Origin of the sequence: Roseixanthobacter finlandensis (genome assembly GCF_043195105.2) — a bacterium.
In the GTDB taxonomy this organism is placed as follows: Bacteria; Pseudomonadota; Alphaproteobacteria; order Rhizobiales; family Xanthobacteraceae; genus NCEH01.
The window spans coordinates 270,944-292,140 of sequence record NZ_CM195536.1; the positions used below are offsets into that span (position 1 = coordinate 270,944).

A 21,197-nucleotide genomic window follows, 5' to 3' on the forward strand; every position below is an offset into this window, starting at 1 on the left:
CTCCTTAATCCTGCATCGCGGCGCACCATAAAGCAGGGCGCGCCGCTTTCAACCGGCGCGTTGGGGCAGCGGCGGCGCAGGCGATCACAGAAAGCTCAGCGGGTCCACGTCGATGGCCACCCGCACATTGCCCGTGGGCTTCGGCGCGCTTGCGCGCCAGCCCCTGAGATAGGCGGAAAGATCGAACCCGCGCGGCGAACGCACCAGCAGCCGCCAGCGATGGCGCCCCCGCAGCAAGGCGAGCGGCGCCTCGGCGGGGCCGAGCACGCGGACGTCGGCATGCAAGGGCGCGCTCGCGGCCAGCCGCCGGGCATGGCCCTCGGCGGCATGGGCCTCGCTCGCCGAAACGATCAGGCTGGCCATGCGGCCGAACGGCGGCAGATGCGCCTCTTCGCGCGAGGCAATCTCGCTTTCGTAGAAGGCCGCCCGGTCGCCCAGCATCAGCGCCTTCATCACCGGATGCTCGGGCATATGGGTCTGGATAAAGCCGCGCCCCTCGGTGGAGCCGCGCCCGGCGCGCCCCGCCACCTGATGCACCAGCTGGAAGGTGCGCTCGGCCGCGCGCGGGTCGCCATGGCCGAGGCCGACATCGGCATCCACCACCCCCACCAAGGCAAGGCCGGGGAAATTGTGCCCCTTCGCCACCAATTGGGTGCCGACGATGATGTCCACCTCGCCCTTGGCCACCGCGTCCAGTTCCGCCCGCATGCGCTCGACGCCGCCGGACAGATCGCTGGAAAGCACGAGGCTGCGGGCGGCGGGAAACAGGGTCTGCACCTCCTCCTGCAAGCGCTCGACGCCGGGGCCGCAGGGGATCAGGCTGTCCTTGGCACCGCAGGCGGGGCAGGTATCGGGGATCGGCGCCTGATAGCCGCAATGATGGCAGGCGAGGCGGCGGCGGAAGCGATGTTCCACCAGCCAGGCCGAGCAGGAGGGGCAGCGCATGCGATGCCCGCACGACCGGCACATGGTGAGCGGGGCATAGCCGCGCCGGTTGAGAAACAGCAGCGCCTGGCCGCCCGCCGCCATGGTGTCGTTGATCTCAGCTTCCAGGCGCGGGGCGATCCAGCGGCCGCGCGGCGGGCCCTCCTTGCGCAGATCGATGGGTGAGAGCCCCGGCACCTTGGCGCCGCCGAACCGCTCCGGCAGCGCAAGCCGCTTGTAGCGGCTGCGCCGGGCGTTCACCTCGGTCTCGATGGAGGGGGTCGCCGAGGCGAGGACGATCGGGGCTTTCGCGAGCCGCGCGCGCACCACCGCCATGTCGCGGGCATGATAGGCGACGCCGTCATCCTGCTTATAGGCCGGGTCGTGCTCCTCATCGACGATGGTGAGGCCGAGATCGCGGAACGGCAGGAACAAAGCCGAGCGCGCGCCCGCGACCACGGAAACCTCGCCGCTCGCCACCCCGCGCAGCACCCGTGCGCGGCGCTTGGTGGAGACGCCGGAATGCCATTCCGCCGGCTTCACGCCGAACCTCTTGGTGAACCGGTCCATGAACGCCTGGGTGAGGGCGATTTCCGGCAGCAGGATCAGCGATTGCCGGCCTTCCATGATCGCCTGCGCCACCGCCTCGAAATAGACTTCCGTCTTGCCAGAGCCGGTGACGCCGTCCAGCAGATGCACGCTGAAGGCGCGGGCGGCGACGGCGGCGCGCAATGCTTGGGCGGCCGTTCCCTGCTCGGGCGAAAGCTCCGGCACGGCATAAGAAGCATCGGGCGGATAGGCGGCGGGCTCGGGGGGGAGGACGAGGGTTTCCAGCGCCCCGTCATCCACGAGGCCATCCACCACGGAAGGGGAGACGCCCGCCTCGCGCGCCGCCTCGCCCTTGCCGCGCACGAAGCCGTCGGCGAGGAAAGCGAGCAGCCGCGCGCGGGCGGCGGTCATGCGCTCCGGGGTGCGGCCGGTGGCGCGCACGCCCACCCGCTCGCGGCCGGGACCGGGGCTTTCGTCATGGCGCAGCGCCATGCGCAGGACCATGCCACGCGGGGCGAGGGTGTAATCGGCGATCCAATCCACCAGCCGGCGCAATTCCTCCGGCAAGGGGGTGTGGTCGAGCCTCGCCTTGACGCTTTTCAGCTTGGCTTCGTTCACGCCCGCCGCATCGGTGCGGATCGCCCACACGCACCCCACCATGCCGCGCGTGCCAAGCGGCACCTGCACGAGATCGCCCGGCGCGAGCGTGAGCCCATCCGGCACGGCATAGGAATAGGGGACGTCGAGGCCGAGGGGGAGCAGGACATCGACGAGGCGTGCGGTCATGTTGGTTTTTTGGTCCGAGCGGGCGCAAAGGTCAAAGGGGGAGGGGAGAATGGCCGCCGGGTGGTAGCGAACCCGCTCCCGTGTCCACGGAAACCACGAAAACGTAGCGTCCACGCCGTTCCGGCCTTGCCTTCGCCATCACGCGCGGCTACCTGCAAGCCATGAAATTCCTCGATCTAGCCAAGATATATGTGCGCTCCGGTGATGGCGGGGCGGGGTGCGTCTCGTTCCGGCGCGAAAAGTTCATCGAATTCGGCGGTCCCAACGGCGGCGACGGCGGGCGCGGCGGCGACGTGTGGGTGGAGTGCGTGGACGGGCTCAACACCCTGATCGACTATCGCTACCAGCAGCATTTCAAGGCCAAGAAGGGCGAGCACGGCATGGGCGCCAACCGCACCGGCGCCAAGGGCGCCGACGTGGTGCTCAAGGTGCCGGCCGGAACCGAGATCCTGGACGACGACGAGGAAACCGTCCTCGCCGACCTCACCGAGGTGGGCCAGCGCATCCGCTTGCTTGCCGGCGGCAATGGCGGGTTCGGCAATGCCCAGTTCAAGACCTCCACCAACCAGGCGCCGCGCCGCGCCAATCCGGGCCTGGAAGGCCAGGAAAAGTGGATCTGGCTGCGCCTGAAGCTGATCGCCGACGCCGGCCTCATCGGCCTGCCCAATGCCGGCAAGTCCACGTTTCTGGCCGCGACCACCGCCGCCAAGCCGAAGATCGCCGATTATCCCTTCACCACTTTGCATCCCGGCCTCGGCGTGGTGCGGGTGGATGACCGCGAATTCGTGCTCGCCGACATTCCCGGCCTGATCGAGGGCGCCCACGAGGGGCACGGCATCGGCGACCGGTTCCTCGCCCATATCGAGCGTTGCCGCGCCTTGCTGCATCTGGTGGACGGCACGTGCGAGCATGCCGGCAAGGCCTATAAGACCGTGCGCGCCGAACTTGCCGCCTATGGCGCCGGGCTCGACGAGAAGCCGGAGATTGTCGCGCTCTCCAAGATCGACGCGCTCTCGCCCGAACTGCTGAAGCAGCAGAAGGAACGCCTCCAGCGCGCGGCGAAGAAGAAGCCGCTCCTGCTCTCCGCCCAGTCCGGCCAGGGCATGCAGGATGCGCTGCGCACCTTGTTCCAAGTGGTGACGGACGGTCGCCTGGAAGAGGCCGAGGCCCTGCCCAAGCCCGAGTGGCGGCCGTGAGCGGCGCCCGGGCCTTCGCGGGCACAATGCAGGGGAGCCGATGATGGCGGGGGAACGCTTCGAACGCCATCGCCAGCCCTGGACCTCGGACGAGATCCAGAAGCTGCACGCCTGCGCCAAGAAGGGCATGTCGCTGAAGGGCATCGCCCAGGCGCTCACGCGCAGCGAGGAATCGGTGAAGATCCGCGCCAAAGCCGACGGCCTCACCATCGCCAAGCTGCGCTGAACGCTCACGGCGTTTGGCGCGGGGCAGCGTCGCCGTTCCGCCTCTGGCCCGAAGAGCCGGCTTGGGATATCTCAGGCGGCTCCCGCCCCTGCGCCGCCGACGGGGATGCCCGGCCTGCGGCTGAAGTGAAGACCCGACCCGTGAGCTCTGCCGTTCCCTCCCTCGCCGATTTTCGCCGCATCGTCATCAAGGTGGGCTCGGCCCTGCTGGTGGATTCCGCGCGCGGAAAAGTCCGCCTGCCGTGGCTCACCTCGCTCGCCGAGGACATCGGCGCGCTGCATGCCGAGGGCAAGGACGTGCTGGTGGTCTCCTCGGGCGCCATCGCGCTCGGGCGCACGGTGCTGGGCCTGCCGCGCGGCGCCTTGAAGCTGGAGGACAGCCAGGCCGCCGCCGCGGTGGGACAGATCGCGCTCGCCCGCACCTGGTCGGAAATCCTCGCCCATGAGAATGTCACCGCCGGCCAGATCCTGCTGACGCTGGGCGACACCGAGGAGCGCCGGCGGTATTTGAATGCCCGTTCCACCTTGGGGCGGCTGCTGGAGTATCGCGCGGTGCCGGTCATCAACGAGAACGACACGGTGGCCACCAGCGAAATCCGCTATGGCGACAACGACCGCCTCGCCGCCCGCGTCGCCACCATGGCCAGCGCCGATCTGCTGGTGCTGCTCTCCGACATCGACGGGCTCTATACCGCCCCGCCCGCCACCAATCCCGACGCGCGCCATATCCCCGTCGTGCCGCGCATCACCGCCGAGATCGAGGGCATGGCCGGCGCCGCCGGCTCGGAACTCTCGCGCGGCGGCATGCGCACCAAGATCGAAGCCGGCAAGATCGCCACTTCCGCCGGAACGCACATGGTGATCGCGTCCGGCCATGTGAAAAACCCGCTGCGGGCGATCCTGGACGGTGGGCGCTGCACCTGGTTCCTCAGCGGCGCCACCCCTGCGCGCGCCCGCAAGGCCTGGATCGGTGGGACATTGGAGCCGCGCGGCATCCTCCATCTGGACGAGGGCGCGGTCGCGGCCCTGCGGCGCGGCGCGAGCCTCCTGCCCGCCGGGGTGACGCAGGTGGAAGGCCTGTTCGAACGGGGCGACGCGGTGCTGCTGCGCGGCCCGGACGGCGGCGAGATCGGCCGCGGGCTGGTGGCCTATGACAGCGACCATGCCGAGCGCATCATCGGCCGCGCCAGTGCCGAGATCGAAACCATCCTCGGCTTCCAGGGCCGCCTGGAACTGATCCACCGCGACGACATGGCCGTGGGCGCGGAATAAGGTGCCCGCTCGCCGCTCCGGCGGCTCTATGGAACCACCAAGTGGTTCCATATGGGTGGATCGCGCTCTAGCGCGGATCGACATTCATGGCTTTACGCCGTTGCAGGAGACGTCATGCACGGGCTTGTCCCGTGCATCCACGCGGCATCGCTGGTACCGGCTTTTCAAGGCCCGCGCGGTCGGCCCGGCGTGGGTGGCCGGGACAGGCCCGGCCATGACGGCTGGTGAACGAAAGACAATGGCGCACCCGCCGTCAGGCGCCTCGACGATGCACCTCGCCGCTGAATGTCGATCCGCCCTAGCGCGGGTAGGGCACCGTCACATGGCGCCCGCCCGGCAGGCCCACGACGACGGCCGGGCCGCCGGCATCCTGCGCCAGCTTGAAATTGGTGGTGGCGGGATCGGCCAGGGGCACGCGCTTCAGCACGTGCGGCCCGCCGGAAAAGGACACGAACAGCAGGCTGCGGCGATCGAAGGACGGGAGCGCGAGATCGGCGATGCCGTCGCCGTCGAAGTCCGCGACCGCCGACATGCCCTGCTGGTTCGATCCCGCCGCATGATTGGACACGCCCGCAAATGCGGCGATTTCCTTCAGCGCGCCGCCCGAAAGGGTGAACACCCGCAACTGGCCCACCGCGTGAGGCTGCTGCACATAAGCGACATCGAGTCGGCCATCGCCATTGAAATCCGCGATCCCGGCCGGGTTCAGCCAGCGGTGGGGGCCGCCAGTGCTCGGCGATTGGGCGATGATGGCGAGTTGCCCGCCCCGCGGCGCGATCACCACCAGGGATGTGCCGTGCCGCGCGGAGGTGCGCACCAGCACGATCTCGTCGCTGCCATCGCCGTCGAGGTCGGCGAGGCGGGGGATCCGGTCCTCGAACACCTCGTCCTCCGGCAGGACCAGCTTGAGGGTGCGCCCGTCCGTGAGGCGCACCACGAGGCTTGCGGCCTCATATTCCGCACCCAGGACGAAATGGCGATAGCGCCCGGTCGGATCGGCCAGATGGGCGGCGGCGATGTTTTTCACCCCGTGCGCCACCTGGCCGACCACGGCGGGCGCGTTCGACGGCGTGCCCGGAGTTGCGGCATGGGTTGGGCCGGCTGCGGCCAGGAGGGCAAGAAGCGGGATCAAGGAACGCAAGCTTTTCATGCGGAGCAAGACCCGATGGGAGCCACGAAGCGCGCGACATGGCCAAGGCCTAGCATGGCGGCGGCCGGCGTTAGCTCACATCTGCGGGAGGCCGGCGCGCCGGGAGCCCTTGCGTTAGGGGCTGTCGCCACGCACATAGGGCATGCTAATGAAATGCTGTCCCATGCCACGTGTGAGGCCGGGATATTGCGTGTTCCGTCCGTGAGTTGAAGCCATGTCCACGTCCAGCGCCGCCCGAGTGAACGCCCTCGCGATCGCCGATCGTGCGGTGCCGCCGGTGGATATCGCCGGCACTTTGCTGGACATGGGCAAGCGCTCCCGCGCCGCCGCGCGCATTCTCGCGGTGGCGGACGCGGAGACGAAATCCCAGGCGCTCCTGGCCGCTGCCCGCGCCATCCGTGCCGCCACGCCCGAGATCCTCGCCGCCAATGCCGATGATCTGGTCCGCGCGCGCGCCGATGGCATGTCCGCCGCGTTCCAGGACCGGCTGGCCCTTACCGAAGCGCGGATCGAGGCGATCGCCGCCGGCATCGAGGCGGTGGCCGCCTTGCCCGATCCTGTCGGCAAGGTCACCGAACGCTGGACCCGCCCCAACGGCCTGATCATCGAGCGCGTGCGCACGCCGCTCGGGGTCATCGGCGTGATCTATGAGAGCCGGCCCAATGTGACCGCCGATGCAGCGGCGCTGTGCGTGCGCGCCGGCAATGCCGTGGTGCTGCGCGGCGGCTCCGACAGCCTGGGGTCGAGTGGCGCCATTCATAAGGCATTCGTCGCCGGGCTCGTGGACGCCGGCCTGCCGGCGGATGCGGTGCAGTTCGTGCCGTTCGCCGATCGCGGTGCGGTGGGCGAGATGCTCAAGGGCCTCGGCGGAAATCTGGACGTGATCGTGCCGCGCGGCGGCAAGGGCCTGGTGGCGCGGGTGCAGAGCGAGGCGCGGGTTCCCGTGTTCGCCCATCTCGACGGCATCGTCCATGTCTATGTCCACGCGCCCGCCGATCTCGCCATGGCGAAAACCGTGCTGCTGAACGCCAAGATGCGCCGCACCGGCATTTGCGGCGCCGCCGAGACGCTGCTGGTGGACGAAGCGAGCGCGCCGACCCATCTCAAGCCGCTGATCCAGATGCTGCTCGACGCCGGCTGCGAAGTGCGCGGGGATGCGGCGGCGCAGGCGGCCGATGCGCGCGTTTTGCCGGCAAATGATGCCGATTGGGACACGGAATATGAAGATGCCATCATCTCCGTGAAGGTGGTGGCGGGGCTGGACGATGCCATCGCCCATATCGAGGGGCACGGCTCGCACCACACGGATTCCATCATCACCCAGGACGAAGACGCCGCCCGGCGGTTCCTGGCCGAGGTGGATTCGGCGATCGTGATGCACAATGCCTCCACCCAGTTCGCCGACGGCGGCGAGTTCGGCTTCGGCGCCGAAATCGGCATCGCCACGGGGCGCATGCATGCGCGCGGCCCGGTGGGGGCGGAGCAGCTGACTTCGTTCAAATACCGCGTTCACGGGGCCGGGCAGACCCGTCCGTGACCTGCATGACACGCGCGCGCGCCCCGGAAGCATCGCCGGCCGCGCCGCTCGGCGAGCGCGCCGCGACGCGCCTGCCGCTGGCCACGGCGGGCATGCGCATCGGCCTGTTCGGCGGCAGCTTCAATCCCGCCCACGGCGCGCATCGCGCCGCCAGCCTGCTGGCGCTGCGACGGCTGGGGCTAGACCGCGTATGGTGGCTGGTGACGCCCGGCAATCCCTTGAAAGATAATCGTAATCTTCCCTCGCTCGCGGCGCGGGTGGGCTATGCTCGCACGGTCGCGCACCATCCGCTGATCGATGTCACGGGTATCGAGGCGCGGCTCGGCACGCGCTACAGCTACGAGACGGTGGCGGCGCTGCGCGCGCGCCTGCCGCAGGTGCGATTCGTGTGGCTGATGGGGGCGGACAATCTCGCCCATTTCAGCCGCTGGCAGCGCTGGCGCGATCTTGCGAACCTCTTGCCCATCGCCGTGGTGGATCGCATGGGCGACAGCCTTGCCGCCACGGCCTCGCTGGGGGCGCAGGCGCTGGGGCGTTTCCGCATCGACGAGAGCGACGCGGCCATTCTGCCGACCCTCGATCCGCCCGCCTGGGTCTTTCTCCACGGGATGAAATCTCCTGTTTCCTCAACGGGAATTCGCGCCGCACAACAGGTCGCCGAGTGGCCGGCGCGCGGGGCGCTCGGCCACAAGTCTTGATTTTCCCTTGATTTGAGCGCATTTTGACTATGTGGCCTCAGGGTTCGGCATCGCCTGCCCCAGGAGTCCACGTTAATTTTCGAGAGGATTTGGACCACTGTCCACGACGGCTCTCATGGCGGCCGCCCCCAACCCGGCGCCCGCATCGATTTCCGAAGCGCCTGACGCTGAGGAAGTCCTCGCCCTCGTTACCGCCCAGCTGGACGACGACAAGTCGGAAGACATCGTCTCCATCGACCTGCGGGGCAAAACATCGATCGCCGATTATATGGTGGTGGCGTCCGGCCGCTCGCAGCGGCATGTCGGCGGCATCTCCGAGCACCTCATCGAGGCGCTGAAGGCAGCCGGTGTGCGCGACGTGCGGGTCGAAGGCCAGCCGGCCTGCGACTGGGTGCTCATCGACGCTGGGGATGTGATCATTCACGTCTTCCAGCCCGAGGTTCGCAGCTTCTATTCCATCGAGAAGATGTGGTCCGGGACCGCGCGCGCCTGATGACGCGCGGCGTTTCCCGCTCGGGCTGAACGCGCGGTGCGCATTTCGCTGGTATGCATCGGCCGGCTGAAAGCCGGGGCCGAACGGGATCTTGTGACACGTTATGTCGAGCGGGCGCGGGCCAGCGGCCGCGCGCTCGGGCTCGCCGGCTTCGAGACCCTGGAATTTTCCGAATCCGCCGCGCGCCGCGCGGAGGACCGCATGAATGAGGAAGGCGCGGCCTTGCTCGCCGCGATCCCGCACGGGGCGATGGCGGTGGTGCTCGATCCGCGCGGCCGCTCGCTCACCAGCGAGGATTTCGCCACCCGCATCCAGACCGCCCGCGACAGCGGCACCGCCGCTTTGTGCCTCATCATCGGCGGGGCGGACGGGCTGGCCGAATCGCTGCGCGCGCGGGCCCAGCTGATGCTGGCGTTCGGCGCCGCCACCTTTCCCCACCAATTGGTGCGGGTGATGCTGGCCGAGCAGCTCTATCGCGCGACCACGATCCTCTCCGGCCACCCCTACCACCGCGCCTGAGCCTGGTGTCTGAGCTTCGTGCCTGAGCCTGGCGCGCCTGCGCCTCGCACGCGTGAGCTTGCCGTGTTTGCCCGCCTGTGTCGGCGTGCGATTTCTGGCGCGCGGGGGCCGGCATGGCCCTGCCGCGCCCGCGATTGCGCTATGTCCGGGGCGAAGCTGTGCGATGGTTTACACATCCTCAACTTCGCGTGCTTAAGTCTACGTTCATGATCTTTCGCGCCGGGCCCTTCTTCTGCATGGTGGCGGTCGGCTTTGCGCTGGCGCAGGCCGGGTCCGCGCATGGCCAGCCGTCATCCCCCGGAGCCGGCGCGCCGGTGCCGGTGCCGCGCGCCGTGAAGCCCGTGCCGCGCCCGCCGTCGGTCGATACCGAGGCGCTCCAGAACGATGTGCGCCGCAACGCCGCCTTTCAGGCCCAGCTCCAGGCCGATCTTGCCAGCGCCACCGGCGACCGGGGCAAGCTCTCCCAGATGCTGGTGGACACCACCACCCATATCCGCGAGGTCGAGCAGAAGCTGACCGATGTGGAAAGCCGCATGGCCGAGCTGGACCGCAGCCGCTCCACGCTCGCCGCATCGCTGATGAGCCGGCGCGAGGTTCTGGCCGACGTGCTCGCCGCCCTGGTGCGCATGGGCCGCAATCCGCCGCCGGCGCTGCTGATGCGGCCCGACGACGCGCTCGATGCGGTGCGCTCGGCGATCCTGCTCGGCGCCCTGCTGCCGGAAATGCGGGTGGAGGCGGAAACGCTCGCCGCGGACCTCGCCGAAATGAACCGGGTACGAACCGAATTGACCCGCGCGCGCGACACGCTCGCCACCTTGCGCGGCGCGCTCGGCGAGGATCGCGCCCGTATCGCCGCGCTGGTGACGGAGCGCCAGCGGCGCCAGGCGGAGAGCGGTACCGCCCAGCCGGGCGACAAGGCCCAGGCGGAGTCCCTCGCCAAGGCCAGCGGCGACGTGCACGATCTCGTGACCCGCCTGGAAACCGAAGTGGCGCCTGCCGCCCGCGCTGCCGATGCGGCCCGCACCGCCCCGCCGGATGCCGCAGCGGCAGGAGGGGCGGGGAAGGCCCAGGTCGCGGCGCTCACCAACCCGGCCCGGCTCGCGCCCGCGATCGCCTTCACCGAGGCCAAAGGCTTGCTGCCATTGCCGGTTGCCGGGGTGCGGCTGCGCGAATTTGGCGCGCCGGACGGGCTCGGCAGCACGGAAAAGGGGCTGACCATGGCCACGCGGGCGGGCGCGCAAGTCGCGGCCCCGAGCGACGGCTGGGTGGTGTATGCTGGGCCGTTCCGCTCCTACGGCCAACTCTTGATCATAAATGCCGGCGGAGGCTACCATATTCTCATGGCGGGAATGGAACGCATCACCGTGGACCTCGGGCAGTTCGTTCTGACCGGAGAACCCGTGGCGGTGATGGGAAACGGTCCCCGGGCGGCGAATTCGGCCTCGGGACAGCCCCATTTATATGTCGAATTCCGTAAGGACGGAATTTCAATCGATCCCGCCCCGTGGTGGGCGGCAACGGACAGTCAGAAGGTGCGCGGATGATGCGTCGTACGTCTCTATTTCTCTTTGGCGTTGCGGCCGGCGCCCTTGTGGCCGTCGCGGCAACCCAGCCAGGTATGCTTTCGAGCATGACCGCGCAGGCGGCGGCTTCCGACACCTACCGCCAGCTCAACCTGTTCGGTGACGTGTTCGAGCGCGTGCGCTCCGATTATGTCGAGAAGCCCGACGACGCCAAGCTCGTGGAAAGCGCCATCAACGGCATGCTCCAGGGCCTGGATCCGCACTCGTCCTACATGGACGCGAAGAGCTTCCGCGACATGCAGGTGCAGACCCGCGGCGAGTTCGGCGGCCTCGGCATCGAGGTCACCATGGAAGACGGCCTCGTGAAGGTCATCGCCCCCATCGACGACACCCCGGCGGCCAAGGCGGGCGTGCAGGCCGGCGACATCATCACCAAGCTCGACGACGACCAGGTGCAGGGCCTCACCCTGAACCAGGCGGTGGAGAAGATGCGCGGCGCGGTCAACACGCCGATTCGCCTCACCATCGCCCGCAAGGGCCAGGACAAGCCGATCGAGATCAAGGTGGTGCGTGACACCATCAAGATCCGCGCGGTGCGTTCGCGCATCGAGAATGGCGACATCGCCTATCTGCGCATCACCTCGTTCAACGAGCAGACCTTCGACAATCTGAAGAAGGCGATCGAGGACACCACCGCCCAGATCGGCCCCGACAAGATCAAGGGCTATATCGTCGACCTGCGCAACAATCCCGGCGGCCTGCTCGACCAGGCGATCGCCGTGTCGGACGCGTTCCTGGAGAAGGGCGAGATCGTCTCCACCCGCGGCCGCAATGCCGACGAGACCCAGCGTTTCAACGCGCGCGGCGGTGATCTGACCAAGGGCAAGCCGGTGATCGTGCTGACCAATGGCGGTTCCGCCTCAGCCTCGGAAATCGTCGCCGGCGCCCTCCAGGACCACAAGCGCGCGACCATTCTCGGCTCGCGCTCGTTCGGCAAGGGTTCGGTGCAGACCATCATCCCGCTCGGCGGAAACGGCGCGCTGCGGCTCACCACGGCGCGCTATTACACGCCGTCGGGCCGCTCGATCCAGGCCAAGGGCATCGAGCCGGACATCATCCTGATCCAGGATCTGCCGGACGACCAGAAAGCCAAGCTCGGCGCCGCCGCCGGCGACACAACGCGCGGGGAAGCCTCGCTGAAGGGGCATCTGAAGAACGGCGACGACGAGCAGGCGGGTTCGCCCTCCTACGTCCCCGCCGATCCGAAGGATGATACCCAGCTGAAGATGGCGGTGGAACTCCTGGAAGGCACCATCAAGAACGCCGCCTTCCCGCCGAATCCCAACAAGACCACCTCCGCCAACTGAGGCGATTCCGGGCGGTCCGCCCTCACGGCCCGCTCGAAGGTTCAGGACCCGCCGGTTGTGCCGGCGGGTCTTTTTTTGCCGGAAAAAGAGTGTTTCCTTTTTGCATCGCACGCGCGGCGCGATGGCTTGCCGGCAGTGCATTTTGTGGGCAAAGCTGCAGTATAAAAGGAAAATTTCTGCCCTAAGGGCAGGGAATTGCGGGCCTTGCGGGGCCGCGGTGCGTCAATGCGGCACTGTGCCCTTCACTCGGTCGTGTTGCCGCTTCGCAAAGCCTGTGTTAGGCAACCCCGACTTCCGGAGACCGGCCTTGCCGGCGTTTCGGGGGTGAGCATCGATATTCCCAACAGATCAAGGGTTTGGGTCTCCAATCGCGCGGATCGCGCGGCGGAGGTTGCGGACCCGAGAGAGGCGCGGGTGGCGGAGACGATCGTGTCAGGCATGGCGGGGCGCTATGCGACCGCACTGTTCGAATTGGCGAACGAGGCGGGAACCCTCGACGCCGTGAAGGCAGACCTCGGCACGTTGTCGGGCCTGATCGCGGAGAATGCCGACCTCGGCCGTCTCGTGCGCAGCCCGGTCTTCGGCGCCGAGGAGCAATCCCGCGCGATGGCCGCCGTGATGCAGAGCATCGGCATCACCGGCATCACCGCGAATTTCGTGAAGCTGGTCGCCAGCAACCGCCGTCTGTTCGCGCTGCCGACCATGATTTCCGGTTTCAACGCTCTCGTCGCCGCCCATCGCGGCGAGGTGACGGCGCAGGTGACTGCCGCCGAGCCGCTGAGCGACACCCACATTGCCGCGCTGAAAGAAGCGCTGGCTCAAAAGACCGGCAAGGACGTGAGCCTCGACGTGACCGTCGATCCGTCCATCATCGGTGGTCTGATCGTGAAGCTCGGCTCGCGCATGGTCGATGCTTCTTTGAAGACCAAACTCAATTCTATCCGGCATGCGATGAAAGAGGTCCGCTGATGGACATTCGAGCCGCTGAAATCTCTGCCATCCTGAAAGAGCAGATCCAGAATTTCGGCCAGGAGGCGGAAGTCTCGGAGGTCGGTCAGGTTCTCTCCGTGGGCGACGGCATTGCGCGCGCTTATGGTCTCGACAACGTCCAGGCGGGCGAGATGGTCGAGTTCGAGAACGGCACCCGCGGCATGGCGCTGAACCTCGAGATCGACAATGTCGGTATCGTGATCTTCGGCTCCGACCGCGAGATCAAGGAAGGCCAGACGGTCAAGCGCACCGGCGCCATCGTGGACGTGCCGGTCGGCAAGGGTCTGCTGGGCCGCGTGGTGGACGCGCTGGGCAATCCGATCGACGGCAAGGGCCCGATCGAATACACCGAGCGCCGCCGCGTCGACGTGAAGGCGCCGGGCATCATCCCCCGCAAGTCGGTGCATGAGCCCATGCAGACCGGCCTGAAGGCCATCGACGCGCTGATCCCGGTCGGCCGCGGCCAGCGCGAGCTGATCATCGGCGATCGCCAGACCGGCAAGACCGCCGTCGCGCTCGACACCATTCTCAACCAGAAGCCCATCAACATGGGCACGGACGAGAAGGCCAAGCTCTATTGCGTCTATGTGGCGGTGGGCCAGAAGCGCTCCACGGTCGCCCAGTTCGTGAAGGTGCTGGAAGAGCAGGGCGCGCTGGAATATTCCATCATCGTCGCCGCCACAGCTTCCGACCCGGCGCCCATGCAGTTCCTGGCGCCGTTCTCCGGCACCGCCATGGGCGAGTTCTTCCGCGACAACGGCATGCACGCCTTGATCGTCCATGACGATCTGTCCAAGCAGGCGGTCGCCTATCGCCAGATGTCGCTGCTGCTGCGCCGCCCGCCGGGCCGCGAAGCCTATCCCGGCGACGTGTTCTATCTCCACTCGCGCCTGCTGGAGCGCGCGGCCAAGCTGAACGACGCCAATGGCGCCGGCTCGCTGACCGCTCTCCCGGTGATCGAGACCCAGGCCAACGACGTGTCGGCCTATATCCCGACCAATGTGATCTCCATCACCGACGGCCAGATCTTCCTGGAATCCGACCTGTTCTACCAGGGCATCCGCCCGGCGGTGAACGTCGGCCTCTCGGTGTCGCGCGTCGGCTCCTCCGCCCAGATCAAGGCGATGAAGCAGGTGGCGGGCAAGATCAAGGGCGAGCTCGCCCAGTATCGCGAGCTGGCGGCCTTCGCCCAGTTCGGCTCCGACCTCGACGCCTCCACCCAGAAGCTGCTGAACCGCGGCGCGCGCCTGACGGAACTGCTGAAGCAGGGCCAGTTCTCGCCGCTGAAGGTCGAGGAGCAGGTGGTGGTGATCTTCGCCGGCACCAACGGCTATCTCGACCCGCTGCCGGTCTCCAAGGTCCGCGAGTTCGAGGCCGGCCTGCTGCTGGCGCTGCGCTCGCAGCACCAGGACATCCTCGACACCATTCGCACCTCCAAGGAAATGTCCAAGGAGACCCAGGAGAAGCTCACGAAGGCCATCGAGGCCTTTTCCAAGAGCTTTTCCTGAGCCTTTCCTCGAGATTGATGGACGGGCGCAATGGCGAGCCTGAAAGAACTTAGAAACCGGATCGCCTCGGTCAAGGCGACGCAGAAAATCACCAAGGCGATGCAGATGGTCGCCGCGGCGAAGCTGCGTCGCGCCCAGACCATGGCGGAGGCCGCGCGCCCGTTCGCCGAGCGCATGGATGCCGTGCTCGGCAACCTCGCCTCCGGCGTCACGGTCAGCGCCGATACGCCCCTTCTTCTCGCGGGCACCGGCAAGGACGACAAGCATCTGCTGCTCGTCTGCACCTCCGAGCGCGGCCTGTGCGGCGCCTTCAACACCCAGATCGTGCGCTTTGCGCGCGAGCGGGCCTATGCCCTGATGGCCCAGGGGAAGGACGTGAAGTTCTTCTGCGTCGGCCGCAAGGGCTACGACCAGCTGCGCCGCACCTTCCCGAACCAGATCGTCGAACTGGTGGATTTGCGGGCGGTGCGCACGCTCGGCTTCGTGAATGCCCAGGACATCGCGGAAAAGATCATCGCCCGTTTCAATGCGGGCGAGTTCGATGTCTGCACCCTGTTCTTCTCGCACTTCAAGTCGGTGATCTCGCAGATCCCGACCGCGCAGCAGCTCATCCCCGCCACCTTCGAGGAGAAGGCCGGCGAGGCGAGCACCTATGATTACGAGCCGGACGAGGGCGAGATCCTCGCCGACCTGCTGCCGCGCAACCTCGCGGTTCAGGTGTTCCGCGCCCTGCTGGAAAATCAGGCGTCCTTCTATGGCTCGCAGATGAGCGCCATGGACAACGCCACCCGCAACGCGGGCGAGATGATCAAGAAGCAGACCCTCATCTACAACCGCACGCGCCAGGCCATGATCACGAAGGAACTCATCGAGATCATCTCCGGCGCAGAAGCGCTCTGACGGCAGCGCGGTCGAGACACAAGGACGACGAACTATGGCCAAACCCACCGGACGCATCTCTCAGGTCATCGGCGCCGTCGTCGACGTGCAGTTCGACGGCCACCTGCCGGCAATCCTCAACGCCCTGGAAACCACCAACCAGGGCAACCGCCTGGTGCTCGAAGTGGCCCAGCATCTCGGCGAGAGCACCGTGCGCACCATCGCCATGGACTCCACCGAAGGCCTGGTGCGCGGCCAGCCGGTGACCGATACCGGCGCCCCGATCCAGGTGCCGGTGGGCGAAGCCACCCTCGGCCGCATCATGAACGTCATCGGCGAGCCGGTGGACGAGCTGGGCCCGATCGTCGGCGAAATGGTCCGCGCCATCCACCAGGAAGCCCCGAGCTACGCCGAGCAATCCACGGAAGCTGAGATCCTGGTGACGGGCATCAAGGTGGTGGACCTGCTGGCACCTTACTCCAAGGGCGGCAAGATCGGCCTGTTCGGCGGCGCCGGCGTCGGCAAGACCGTGCTCATCATGGAACTGATCAACAATATCGCGAAGGCGCACGGCGGCTATTCCGTGTTCGCCGGCGTGGGCGAGCGCACCCGCGAGGGCAACGATCTCTATTACGAGATGATCGAATCCAAGGTGAACGTGGACCCGCACGAGCATGACGGCTCGGCCGCCGGCTCCAAGTGCGCCCTGGTCTATGGCCAGATGAACGAGCCCCCGGGCGCCCGCGCCCGCGTCGCGCTCACCGGCCTGACCGTCGCCGAGCATTTCCGCGACCAGGGCCAGGACGTGCTGTTCTTCGTGGACAACATCTTCCGCTTCACCCAGGCCGGCTCGGAAGTGTCGGCTCTGCTCGGCCGCATTCCCTCGGCGGTGGGCTATCAGCCGACGCTCGCCACCGACATGGGCGCGCTGCAGGAGCGCATCACCACCACCACCAAGGGCTCGATCACCTCGGTGCAGGCCATTTACGTGCCCGCCGACGATCTGACCGACCCGGCGCCGGCCGCCTCGTTCGCCCATCTGGACGCGACCACCGTTCTGTCGCGCTCGATCGCGGAAAAGGGCATCTATCCGGCGGTGGATCCGCTGGATAGCACCTCGCGCATTCTCTCCCCGCTGGTGATCGGCGACGAGCATTACAACGTCGCCCGTCAGGTTCAGCAGACCCTTCAGCGCTACAAGTCGCTCCAGGACATCATCGCCATTCTCGGCATGGACGAGCTGAGCGAAGAGGACAAGACGGTGGTGTCGCGCGCCCGCAAGATCGAGCGCTTCCTCAGCCAGCCGTTCCACGTGGCCGAAGTGTTCACCGGCTCGCCCGGCAAGCTGGTCGACCTCGCCGACACCATCAAGGGCTTCAAGGGCTTGGTGGAAGGCAAGTATGACCACCTGCCGGAAGGCGCCTTCTACATGGTGGGCACCATCGAGGAAGCCGTCGAGAAGGGTAAGAAGATGGCGGCCGCCGCCGCCTGATTTTAACTGCCGGAGCCTGCGGGCCTGAAGGTTGAGAGAGGCCGATCCCACCTCCGCACACGCGGATACGGGGTCGGCATCGCACGCATCAAAGGCCCGCGCGGTCGGAGACACACAGATGGCCACCTTCCCCTTTGAGCTTGTCTCGCCCGAGAAGCTGCTCTTTTCCGGCCAGGTGCAGGAAGTGGGCGTGCCCGGTAGCGAAGGCGATTTCGGCGTCATGGCCGGCCACGCGCCGTTCATCGCCACGTTGCGCCCCGGCATCCTTACCATTCACGCCGACGGCGGCGCCAAGCGCCTGTTCGTGCGCGGCGGCTTGGCCGAGGTGAACCCCACCGGCCTCACCGTGCTCGCCGAGCGCGCGGTTCCGGTGGAAGAGATCAAGCCGGAGATGCTGCGCCAGCTGATCAAGGACGCGCAGGAAGACATCGCCGACGCCCGCACCGACGAAGCGCGCCAGCGTGCCGAAGCGCAGGTCACCGATCTGAAGCAGGTGCTGGATATTTTGGTGCCCGGCGAAGCGCCGCTGCCGCACTGAGACACGGCGTCCGGTATCGTCAATTATGATCCGTAAAATAGACAAAGGCCGGGCAAATGCCCGGCCTTTTCTTTTTCAGCCAGCCCTTCTTGGATTTGCACGGTTCATCCTGGCGCCTTTGCCCCGGCGCGCAACGCGCGCGCTGGGGGCCATGTGGTGCGCGGGGCGGCGTGCGAGCGAAGCGCATCCCGTCGAACCGCGCCTGCGGAACCGCTTCAAGACACCCGCGCCTTGCCGTCGATCAGTGCGCCGCGAAACGGCGGAAATCGTGGATGACGCGCTCATAGACGGGGCGCTTGAAGGGAACCACCAGCTCGGCGGTGCGCTCCAGGCTTTCCCAGCGCCAATGGACGAACTCGGGTTTGTGCTGGCCGCCGCCGGGCTTGAGGATGTCAATCTCGCCGTCCACCCCGGTGAAGCGCAAGGCGAACCAGCGCTGCGTCTGCCCGCGATATTTGCCCCTCCAGGCCTGGCCGGCGATGCGGCCGGGAAGATCATAATTCAGCCAGTCCTCGACCTCGCCGAGCCGGACGACGGAGCGGATGGAGGTTTCCTCGTACAATTCCCGCAGCGCCGCGTCGAACGGCTCTTCGCCCGCATCGATGCCGCCCTGCGGCATCTGCCAGGAATGCTCCATGTCCACATGTTCGGGGCCACCGGAGCGCTGGCCCATGAATACCTGACCGGCCGCATTGAACACGGCGAGGCCCACGCATCGACGATAGGGCAGGTCTTCCTGGCGTTTCATGGTGCACCTCATGTGGCCGCTGTGTGGGCATGTTTGCGCCCTGCTTAGCAAATCCGCTCCCGGAAGGCGCGGTCGGCGGCTGCCCCGCGCGGAAAAACCGCGCAGGCCAAGGCCCGCAGCCGCGTGCGGGATCAGTGGGCGCGCATGCCGTGCGGCAGGGCGCTCGCGGCCCAGGCGCGCAGCGACACCCAGGTGCGGCGGTCGAGCAGGAAGCGATCCACCGGCACCGAGGCAGCCAGCGCCTTCACGCGGCACAGGCCGGCGCCGCACCATTGGAAGGCGCACTTCTCCAGCACCCGCCGCGAGGCCGGATTGACCACCCGGGCGGCACCGGCGATCTGCGCGATCGCGGTTTCGGAAAAGGCATAGTCGATCACGGCACGGGCCGCCTCGGTGGCGATGCCGCGGCTCCAGAAGGGTTCGCCGATCCAATAGCCGAGCTCGGGCGCGGGTTCGCCGGGACGCCGGGCGAAGCCGCACATGCCCACCAGGACGAGCGCGCCTTCCTGCTTCAGGAGCACGGCGAAGGTTGCGGCCTCCTCGCCCTGCGGCGCATTGGCGATGAAGCTTAAGGCGTCGGCGGCGCGATAGGGATGGGGCAGGTTCGCGGTCATTTCCGCGATACGGCGGCTGTTGGCCAGCGCCGCAATGGCGTCCACGTCCTCGATCTTGGGCGCGCGCAGCACCAGCCGCGCGGTCTCGAGGACGGGAATACAGCTTTCCTGTAAGGCAACTCCGGGTGGCGTCTCGATGATGGTCATGGCGGGCTCCAGGCCAAGGCAAAAGAAAACCGGGGAGACGTGCCCGTCTCCCCGGCTTATCGGAGCCCCAGCTTCCTGGTTCAGGCTCCCTCCGGTTCGACGAGACCGGCGGGATCCTGCATTTTCAGGTCTCGCCGGTTATTCAGCCGCCTCAAGGGCGGGGGTAGCGACTACGGATACAAACGTGCGGTCGTTGGCTTTGGTGCGGAACTCGACTCGGCCTTCAATAAGCGCGAACAAGGTATGGTCCTTGCCCATGCCGACGTTGAGGCCGGGATGCCATTTGGTGCCGCGTTGACGCACGATAATGTTGCCGGGAATGACTTCCTGGCCGCCGAAGCGCTTCACGCCAAGGCGACGGCCGTCGGAATCGCGGCCGTTGCGGGACGAACCGCCTGCTTTCTTATGAGCCATTTGCGCTCTCCGTTCTCAGATCAAGCTTCGGCCGAGGCCTGTTCGGCCGGCGCAGCTTGGGTTGCGGGGACGACGGACTTGCCGTCGGTGCCGAGAATCTCGGTGATGCGCACGACGGTGAGGTCGGCGCGGAAGCCGCGCTTGCGGCGCGAGTTCTGCCGGCGACGCTTCTTGAACGCGATCACCTTGTCGCCGCGGGTCTGTTCGACCACTTCCACGGTAACGGAGGCGCCGTCCACGAGCGGGGCACCGATCACGGTGGTCTCGCCTGCCAGCATGAGCACGGGGAGCGACAGGATCTGGCCGGCTTCGGCGTCGATGATCTTGTCGACGGTGATGACGTCGTGGGGGGCGACCCGGTACTGCTTGCCGCCCGTCTTGATGACCGCGAACATCTTTGTCTCGCTTTCGTGTTCCACCCGCCTCGAAGGGAGGGCTTCTTTCGGTCGATTGGGAATATGGGCGCAAGGGCCCACGCGAAGCGGCTCGTGTACCCTTTGCCGGGTCGGTTTGTCAATGCGCGGACCTGCGCAAAAACCCGGAGCGGTGCCGGTTTGCGTCCGGCGGCGTGGTGTCTTAACGCTGCGTTTGGAACATCTCCAGGCGGGCTGCAAGCGCAGGCCCGCCGCCCCGATCAGCTAGGTTCGATTCGCAAGGGTCCCATCATGCACGACAAGCAGGCCGACATTCCCGACGGAATGCCCGCCATCCGCACCATCGCAATGCCGGCGGATACCAATCCGAGCGGCGATATTTTCGGCGGCTGGCTGATGTCGCAGATGGATCTGGCAGCCGGCAACATCGCCGCGCGCCGCGCCCGCGGCCGCTGCGCCACAGTGGCGGTGGAGGCTATCACCTTTCTCGGCCCGGTGTTCGTGGGCGACGAGGTGAGCCTGTTCGCGAACGTCCTGTCGGTGGGCCGCACCTCCATGCGCATCGAGGTTGAAGCCTGGCGCCGCGCGCGAGAGGGCGAGGACACGCGCAAGGTGACGGAAGCAGTGTTCACTTTCGTCGCCATCGACGCCAATGGCAAGCCGCGGCCGATCGGCGACGCGGCCTGAGGTGCACACCGTATCTGGGTCGCAGCCTCCCGCGGCGTTCGGTGCGCGGCATCGGATGACGTGGAAAGGCTGCGCGGGGCGTCTTGTGCTTGTTTCCCGGCTCGGCTAGAAGCGCAGAACCACAAACGGGCGCGGCGCGCCCGTGCCCCGGCTGGAGAGGTGGCAGAGTGGTCGAATGCACCGCACTCGAAATGCGGCATACGGGCAACCGTATCGGGGGTTCAAATCCCTCCCTCTCCGCCATTTCGTAAGATAAGCCGTTGAAATTAAAGGCTTATCTCTTGACGTCGTAGTCTCTCCCCACATTTGCCGCCACATTCTGAATGTGCTGCTCTCGCGTGCGCGCGAGGCAATGATCTCACGTCGATGAGGCCGTTCGGCTCCTTTGCGCCGAGTGAGCGAGCTCGCTTCCCTTTGGCGACGATTTTCTGGTTGATCCCGTAGCGCCTCGAAAGCGCTCTCAGGCTCTCTTGACTATGTTGTATCGCTCGACGGATCGCCTCAGTCGTCGTGGCGCTTCCTTGCCTGCAGCGCGCTGCGCTTTTTCTGCGACATCACCCTCGGCCG

The 21,197-nt window shown here is 67.3% G+C and carries 21 protein-coding genes, 1 tRNA gene and 1 pseudogene; 16 read left to right on the forward strand and 7 right to left on the reverse strand.

The window, feature by feature from the left end; translation table 11 throughout:
- Positions 1-84: 84 nt before the first annotated feature.
- Complete coding sequence (locus tag V5G24_RS01360; protein ID WP_394078824.1) at positions 85-2,259, reverse strand: primosomal protein N'; 2,175 nt, start codon at positions 2,257-2,259, stop codon at positions 85-87.
- A 161-nt stretch (positions 2,260-2,420) separates the two neighbouring features.
- Here V5G24_RS01360 and obgE point away from each other — a divergent pair, with 161 nt between their 5' ends.
- From obgE to proB, 3 genes are all read left to right on the forward strand, one after another.
- Positions 2,421-3,455: a GTPase ObgE gene (obgE, locus tag V5G24_RS01365; protein ID WP_394078826.1), complete on the forward strand. Its 1,035-nt coding sequence runs from the start codon at positions 2,421-2,423 to the stop codon at positions 3,453-3,455.
- 40 nt (positions 3,456-3,495) lie between these two features.
- The gene (locus V5G24_RS01370; protein ID WP_394078828.1) at positions 3,496-3,681 is read left to right on the forward strand and encodes a hypothetical protein; all 186 of its coding nucleotides are present in this window, start codon (positions 3,496-3,498) and stop codon (positions 3,679-3,681) included.
- Between the two features lie 140 nt (positions 3,682-3,821).
- Complete coding sequence (gene proB, locus V5G24_RS01375; RefSeq protein WP_394078830.1) at positions 3,822-4,952, forward strand: glutamate 5-kinase; 1,131 nt, start codon at positions 3,822-3,824, stop codon at positions 4,950-4,952.
- Between the two features lie 298 nt (positions 4,953-5,250).
- On the opposite strand, the gene V5G24_RS01380 is transcribed toward proB, so the two are convergent.
- Positions 5,251-6,093 (reverse strand): FG-GAP-like repeat-containing protein, encoded by an 843-nt coding sequence (locus V5G24_RS01380; protein ID WP_509292277.1) that lies wholly within the window; start codon positions 6,091-6,093, stop codon positions 5,251-5,253.
- 313 nt (positions 6,094-6,406) lie between these two features.
- Here V5G24_RS01380 and V5G24_RS01385 point away from each other — a divergent pair, with 313 nt between their 5' ends.
- From V5G24_RS01385 to V5G24_RS01435, 11 genes are all read left to right on the forward strand, one after another.
- The gene (locus V5G24_RS01385) at positions 6,407-7,639 is read left to right on the forward strand and encodes a glutamate-5-semialdehyde dehydrogenase (RefSeq protein ID WP_394080309.1); all 1,233 of its coding nucleotides are present in this window, start codon (positions 6,407-6,409) and stop codon (positions 7,637-7,639) included.
- A gap of 5 nt (positions 7,640-7,644) precedes the next feature.
- Positions 7,645-8,337 carry a nicotinate-nucleotide adenylyltransferase gene (locus V5G24_RS01390; RefSeq protein ID WP_394078834.1) on the forward strand — a complete coding sequence of 231 codons (693 nt, stop codon included), beginning with the start codon at positions 7,645-7,647 and terminating at the stop codon, positions 8,335-8,337.
- A 115-nt stretch (positions 8,338-8,452) separates the two neighbouring features.
- Positions 8,453-8,830, forward strand: coding sequence for a ribosome silencing factor (gene rsfS, locus V5G24_RS01395; protein WP_394070208.1), 378 nt, complete (start codon positions 8,453-8,455; stop codon positions 8,828-8,830).
- A 36-nt stretch (positions 8,831-8,866) separates the two neighbouring features.
- Positions 8,867-9,349, forward strand: coding sequence for a 23S rRNA (pseudouridine(1915)-N(3))-methyltransferase RlmH (rlmH, locus tag V5G24_RS01400; RefSeq protein ID WP_394078836.1), 483 nt, complete (start codon positions 8,867-8,869; stop codon positions 9,347-9,349).
- A gap of 206 nt (positions 9,350-9,555) precedes the next feature.
- Positions 9,556-10,893, forward strand: coding sequence for a murein hydrolase activator EnvC family protein (locus V5G24_RS01405; RefSeq protein ID WP_394078838.1), 1,338 nt, complete (start codon positions 9,556-9,558; stop codon positions 10,891-10,893).
- A complete protein-coding gene (locus V5G24_RS01410; RefSeq protein WP_394078840.1) occupies positions 10,890-12,239 on the forward strand; it encodes a S41 family peptidase in 1,350 nt (449 codons plus the stop codon). The genes V5G24_RS01405 and V5G24_RS01410 overlap by 4 nt, the downstream gene beginning before the upstream one ends.
- Positions 12,240-12,677: 438 nt before the next feature.
- Positions 12,678-13,208 (forward strand): F0F1 ATP synthase subunit delta, encoded by a 531-nt coding sequence (locus V5G24_RS01415; protein WP_394080311.1) that lies wholly within the window; start codon positions 12,678-12,680, stop codon positions 13,206-13,208.
- Positions 13,208-14,737 carry a F0F1 ATP synthase subunit alpha gene (gene atpA / locus V5G24_RS01420; protein ID WP_394078842.1) on the forward strand — a complete coding sequence of 510 codons (1,530 nt, stop codon included), beginning with the start codon at positions 13,208-13,210 and terminating at the stop codon, positions 14,735-14,737. Before V5G24_RS01415 ends, atpA begins: the two co-directional genes overlap by 1 nt.
- Before the next feature lie 30 nt (positions 14,738-14,767).
- Positions 14,768-15,637: a F0F1 ATP synthase subunit gamma gene (locus V5G24_RS01425; RefSeq protein ID WP_394078844.1), complete on the forward strand. Its 870-nt coding sequence runs from the start codon at positions 14,768-14,770 to the stop codon at positions 15,635-15,637.
- 34 nt (positions 15,638-15,671) lie between these two features.
- Positions 15,672-17,108, forward strand: coding sequence for a F0F1 ATP synthase subunit beta (gene atpD / locus V5G24_RS01430; RefSeq protein ID WP_394078846.1), 1,437 nt, complete (start codon positions 15,672-15,674; stop codon positions 17,106-17,108).
- A gap of 118 nt (positions 17,109-17,226) precedes the next feature.
- Positions 17,227-17,646, forward strand: coding sequence for a F0F1 ATP synthase subunit epsilon (locus V5G24_RS01435; protein WP_394078848.1), 420 nt, complete (start codon positions 17,227-17,229; stop codon positions 17,644-17,646).
- A gap of 241 nt (positions 17,647-17,887) precedes the next feature.
- Here V5G24_RS01435 and V5G24_RS01440 read toward each other — a convergent pair whose 3' ends face one another.
- From V5G24_RS01440 to rplU, 4 genes are all read right to left on the reverse strand, one after another.
- Positions 17,888-18,394 (reverse strand): RNA pyrophosphohydrolase, encoded by a 507-nt coding sequence (locus V5G24_RS01440; RefSeq protein ID WP_394078850.1) that lies wholly within the window; start codon positions 18,392-18,394, stop codon positions 17,888-17,890.
- A 131-nt stretch (positions 18,395-18,525) separates the two neighbouring features.
- Positions 18,526-19,155 (reverse strand): GNAT family N-acetyltransferase, encoded by a 630-nt coding sequence (locus V5G24_RS01445; protein WP_394078852.1) that lies wholly within the window; start codon positions 19,153-19,155, stop codon positions 18,526-18,528.
- A gap of 138 nt (positions 19,156-19,293) precedes the next feature.
- Positions 19,294-19,569, reverse strand: coding sequence for a 50S ribosomal protein L27 (gene rpmA / locus V5G24_RS01450; RefSeq protein ID WP_394044032.1), 276 nt, complete (start codon positions 19,567-19,569; stop codon positions 19,294-19,296).
- A gap of 20 nt (positions 19,570-19,589) precedes the next feature.
- Positions 19,590-19,964, reverse strand: coding sequence for a 50S ribosomal protein L21 (gene rplU, locus V5G24_RS01455; RefSeq protein WP_394078854.1), 375 nt, complete (start codon positions 19,962-19,964; stop codon positions 19,590-19,592).
- A 270-nt stretch (positions 19,965-20,234) separates the two neighbouring features.
- On the opposite strand from rplU, the gene V5G24_RS01460 reads away from it, so the two are divergent.
- Positions 20,235-20,630 (forward strand): acyl-CoA thioesterase, encoded by a 396-nt coding sequence (locus V5G24_RS01460; RefSeq protein ID WP_394078856.1) that lies wholly within the window; start codon positions 20,235-20,237, stop codon positions 20,628-20,630.
- A gap of 153 nt (positions 20,631-20,783) precedes the next feature.
- A tRNA-Ser gene (locus V5G24_RS01465) sits at positions 20,784-20,873 on the forward strand.
- Positions 20,874-21,004: 131 nt separating this feature from the next.
- Here the strand turns inward: V5G24_RS01465 and V5G24_RS01470 are convergent.
- Positions 21,005-21,127: pseudogene (locus V5G24_RS01470) on the reverse strand (IS481 family transposase); the annotation flags it as partial.
- Positions 21,128-21,197: the final 70 nt, after the last annotated feature.

What these genes read in the sequence shown, in the direction of transcription:
- V5G24_RS01425 (WP_394078844.1), top strand. Translation starts at nt 14,768, where the DNA reads ATGGCGAGCCTGAAAGAACTTAGAAACCGGATCGCCTCGGTCAAGGCG.
- V5G24_RS01460 (WP_394078856.1), top strand. Translation starts at nt 20,235, where the DNA reads ATGCACGACAAGCAGGCCGACATTCCCGACGGAATGCCCGCCATCCGC.
- V5G24_RS01360 (WP_394078824.1), bottom strand. Translation starts at nt 2,259, where the DNA reads ATGACCGCACGCCTCGTCGATGTCCTGCTCCCCCTCGGCCTCGACGTC.
- rsfS (WP_394070208.1), top strand. Translation starts at nt 8,453, where the DNA reads ATGGCGGCCGCCCCCAACCCGGCGCCCGCATCGATTTCCGAAGCGCCT.
- V5G24_RS01445 (WP_394078852.1), bottom strand. Translation starts at nt 19,155, where the DNA reads ATGACCATCATCGAGACGCCACCCGGAGTTGCCTTACAGGAAAGCTGT.
- V5G24_RS01410 (WP_394078840.1), top strand. Translation starts at nt 10,890, where the DNA reads ATGATGCGTCGTACGTCTCTATTTCTCTTTGGCGTTGCGGCCGGCGCC.
- V5G24_RS01405 (WP_394078838.1), top strand. Translation starts at nt 9,556, where the DNA reads ATGATCTTTCGCGCCGGGCCCTTCTTCTGCATGGTGGCGGTCGGCTTT.
- V5G24_RS01390 (WP_394078834.1), top strand. Translation starts at nt 7,645, where the DNA reads ATGACACGCGCGCGCGCCCCGGAAGCATCGCCGGCCGCGCCGCTCGGC.
- V5G24_RS01440 (WP_394078850.1), bottom strand. Translation starts at nt 18,394, where the DNA reads ATGAAACGCCAGGAAGACCTGCCCTATCGTCGATGCGTGGGCCTCGCC.
- rpmA (WP_394044032.1), bottom strand. Translation starts at nt 19,569, where the DNA reads ATGGCTCATAAGAAAGCAGGCGGTTCGTCCCGCAACGGCCGCGATTCC.
- atpD (WP_394078846.1), top strand. Translation starts at nt 15,672, where the DNA reads ATGGCCAAACCCACCGGACGCATCTCTCAGGTCATCGGCGCCGTCGTC.
- V5G24_RS01435 (WP_394078848.1), top strand. Translation starts at nt 17,227, where the DNA reads ATGGCCACCTTCCCCTTTGAGCTTGTCTCGCCCGAGAAGCTGCTCTTT.
- V5G24_RS01415 (WP_394080311.1), top strand. Translation starts at nt 12,678, where the DNA reads ATGGCGGGGCGCTATGCGACCGCACTGTTCGAATTGGCGAACGAGGCG.
- obgE (WP_394078826.1), top strand. Translation starts at nt 2,421, where the DNA reads ATGAAATTCCTCGATCTAGCCAAGATATATGTGCGCTCCGGTGATGGC.
- V5G24_RS01370 (WP_394078828.1), top strand. Translation starts at nt 3,496, where the DNA reads ATGATGGCGGGGGAACGCTTCGAACGCCATCGCCAGCCCTGGACCTCG.
- V5G24_RS01385 (WP_394080309.1), top strand. Translation starts at nt 6,407, where the DNA reads ATGGGCAAGCGCTCCCGCGCCGCCGCGCGCATTCTCGCGGTGGCGGAC.
- rplU (WP_394078854.1), bottom strand. Translation starts at nt 19,964, where the DNA reads ATGTTCGCGGTCATCAAGACGGGCGGCAAGCAGTACCGGGTCGCCCCC.
- atpA (WP_394078842.1), top strand. Translation starts at nt 13,208, where the DNA reads ATGGACATTCGAGCCGCTGAAATCTCTGCCATCCTGAAAGAGCAGATC.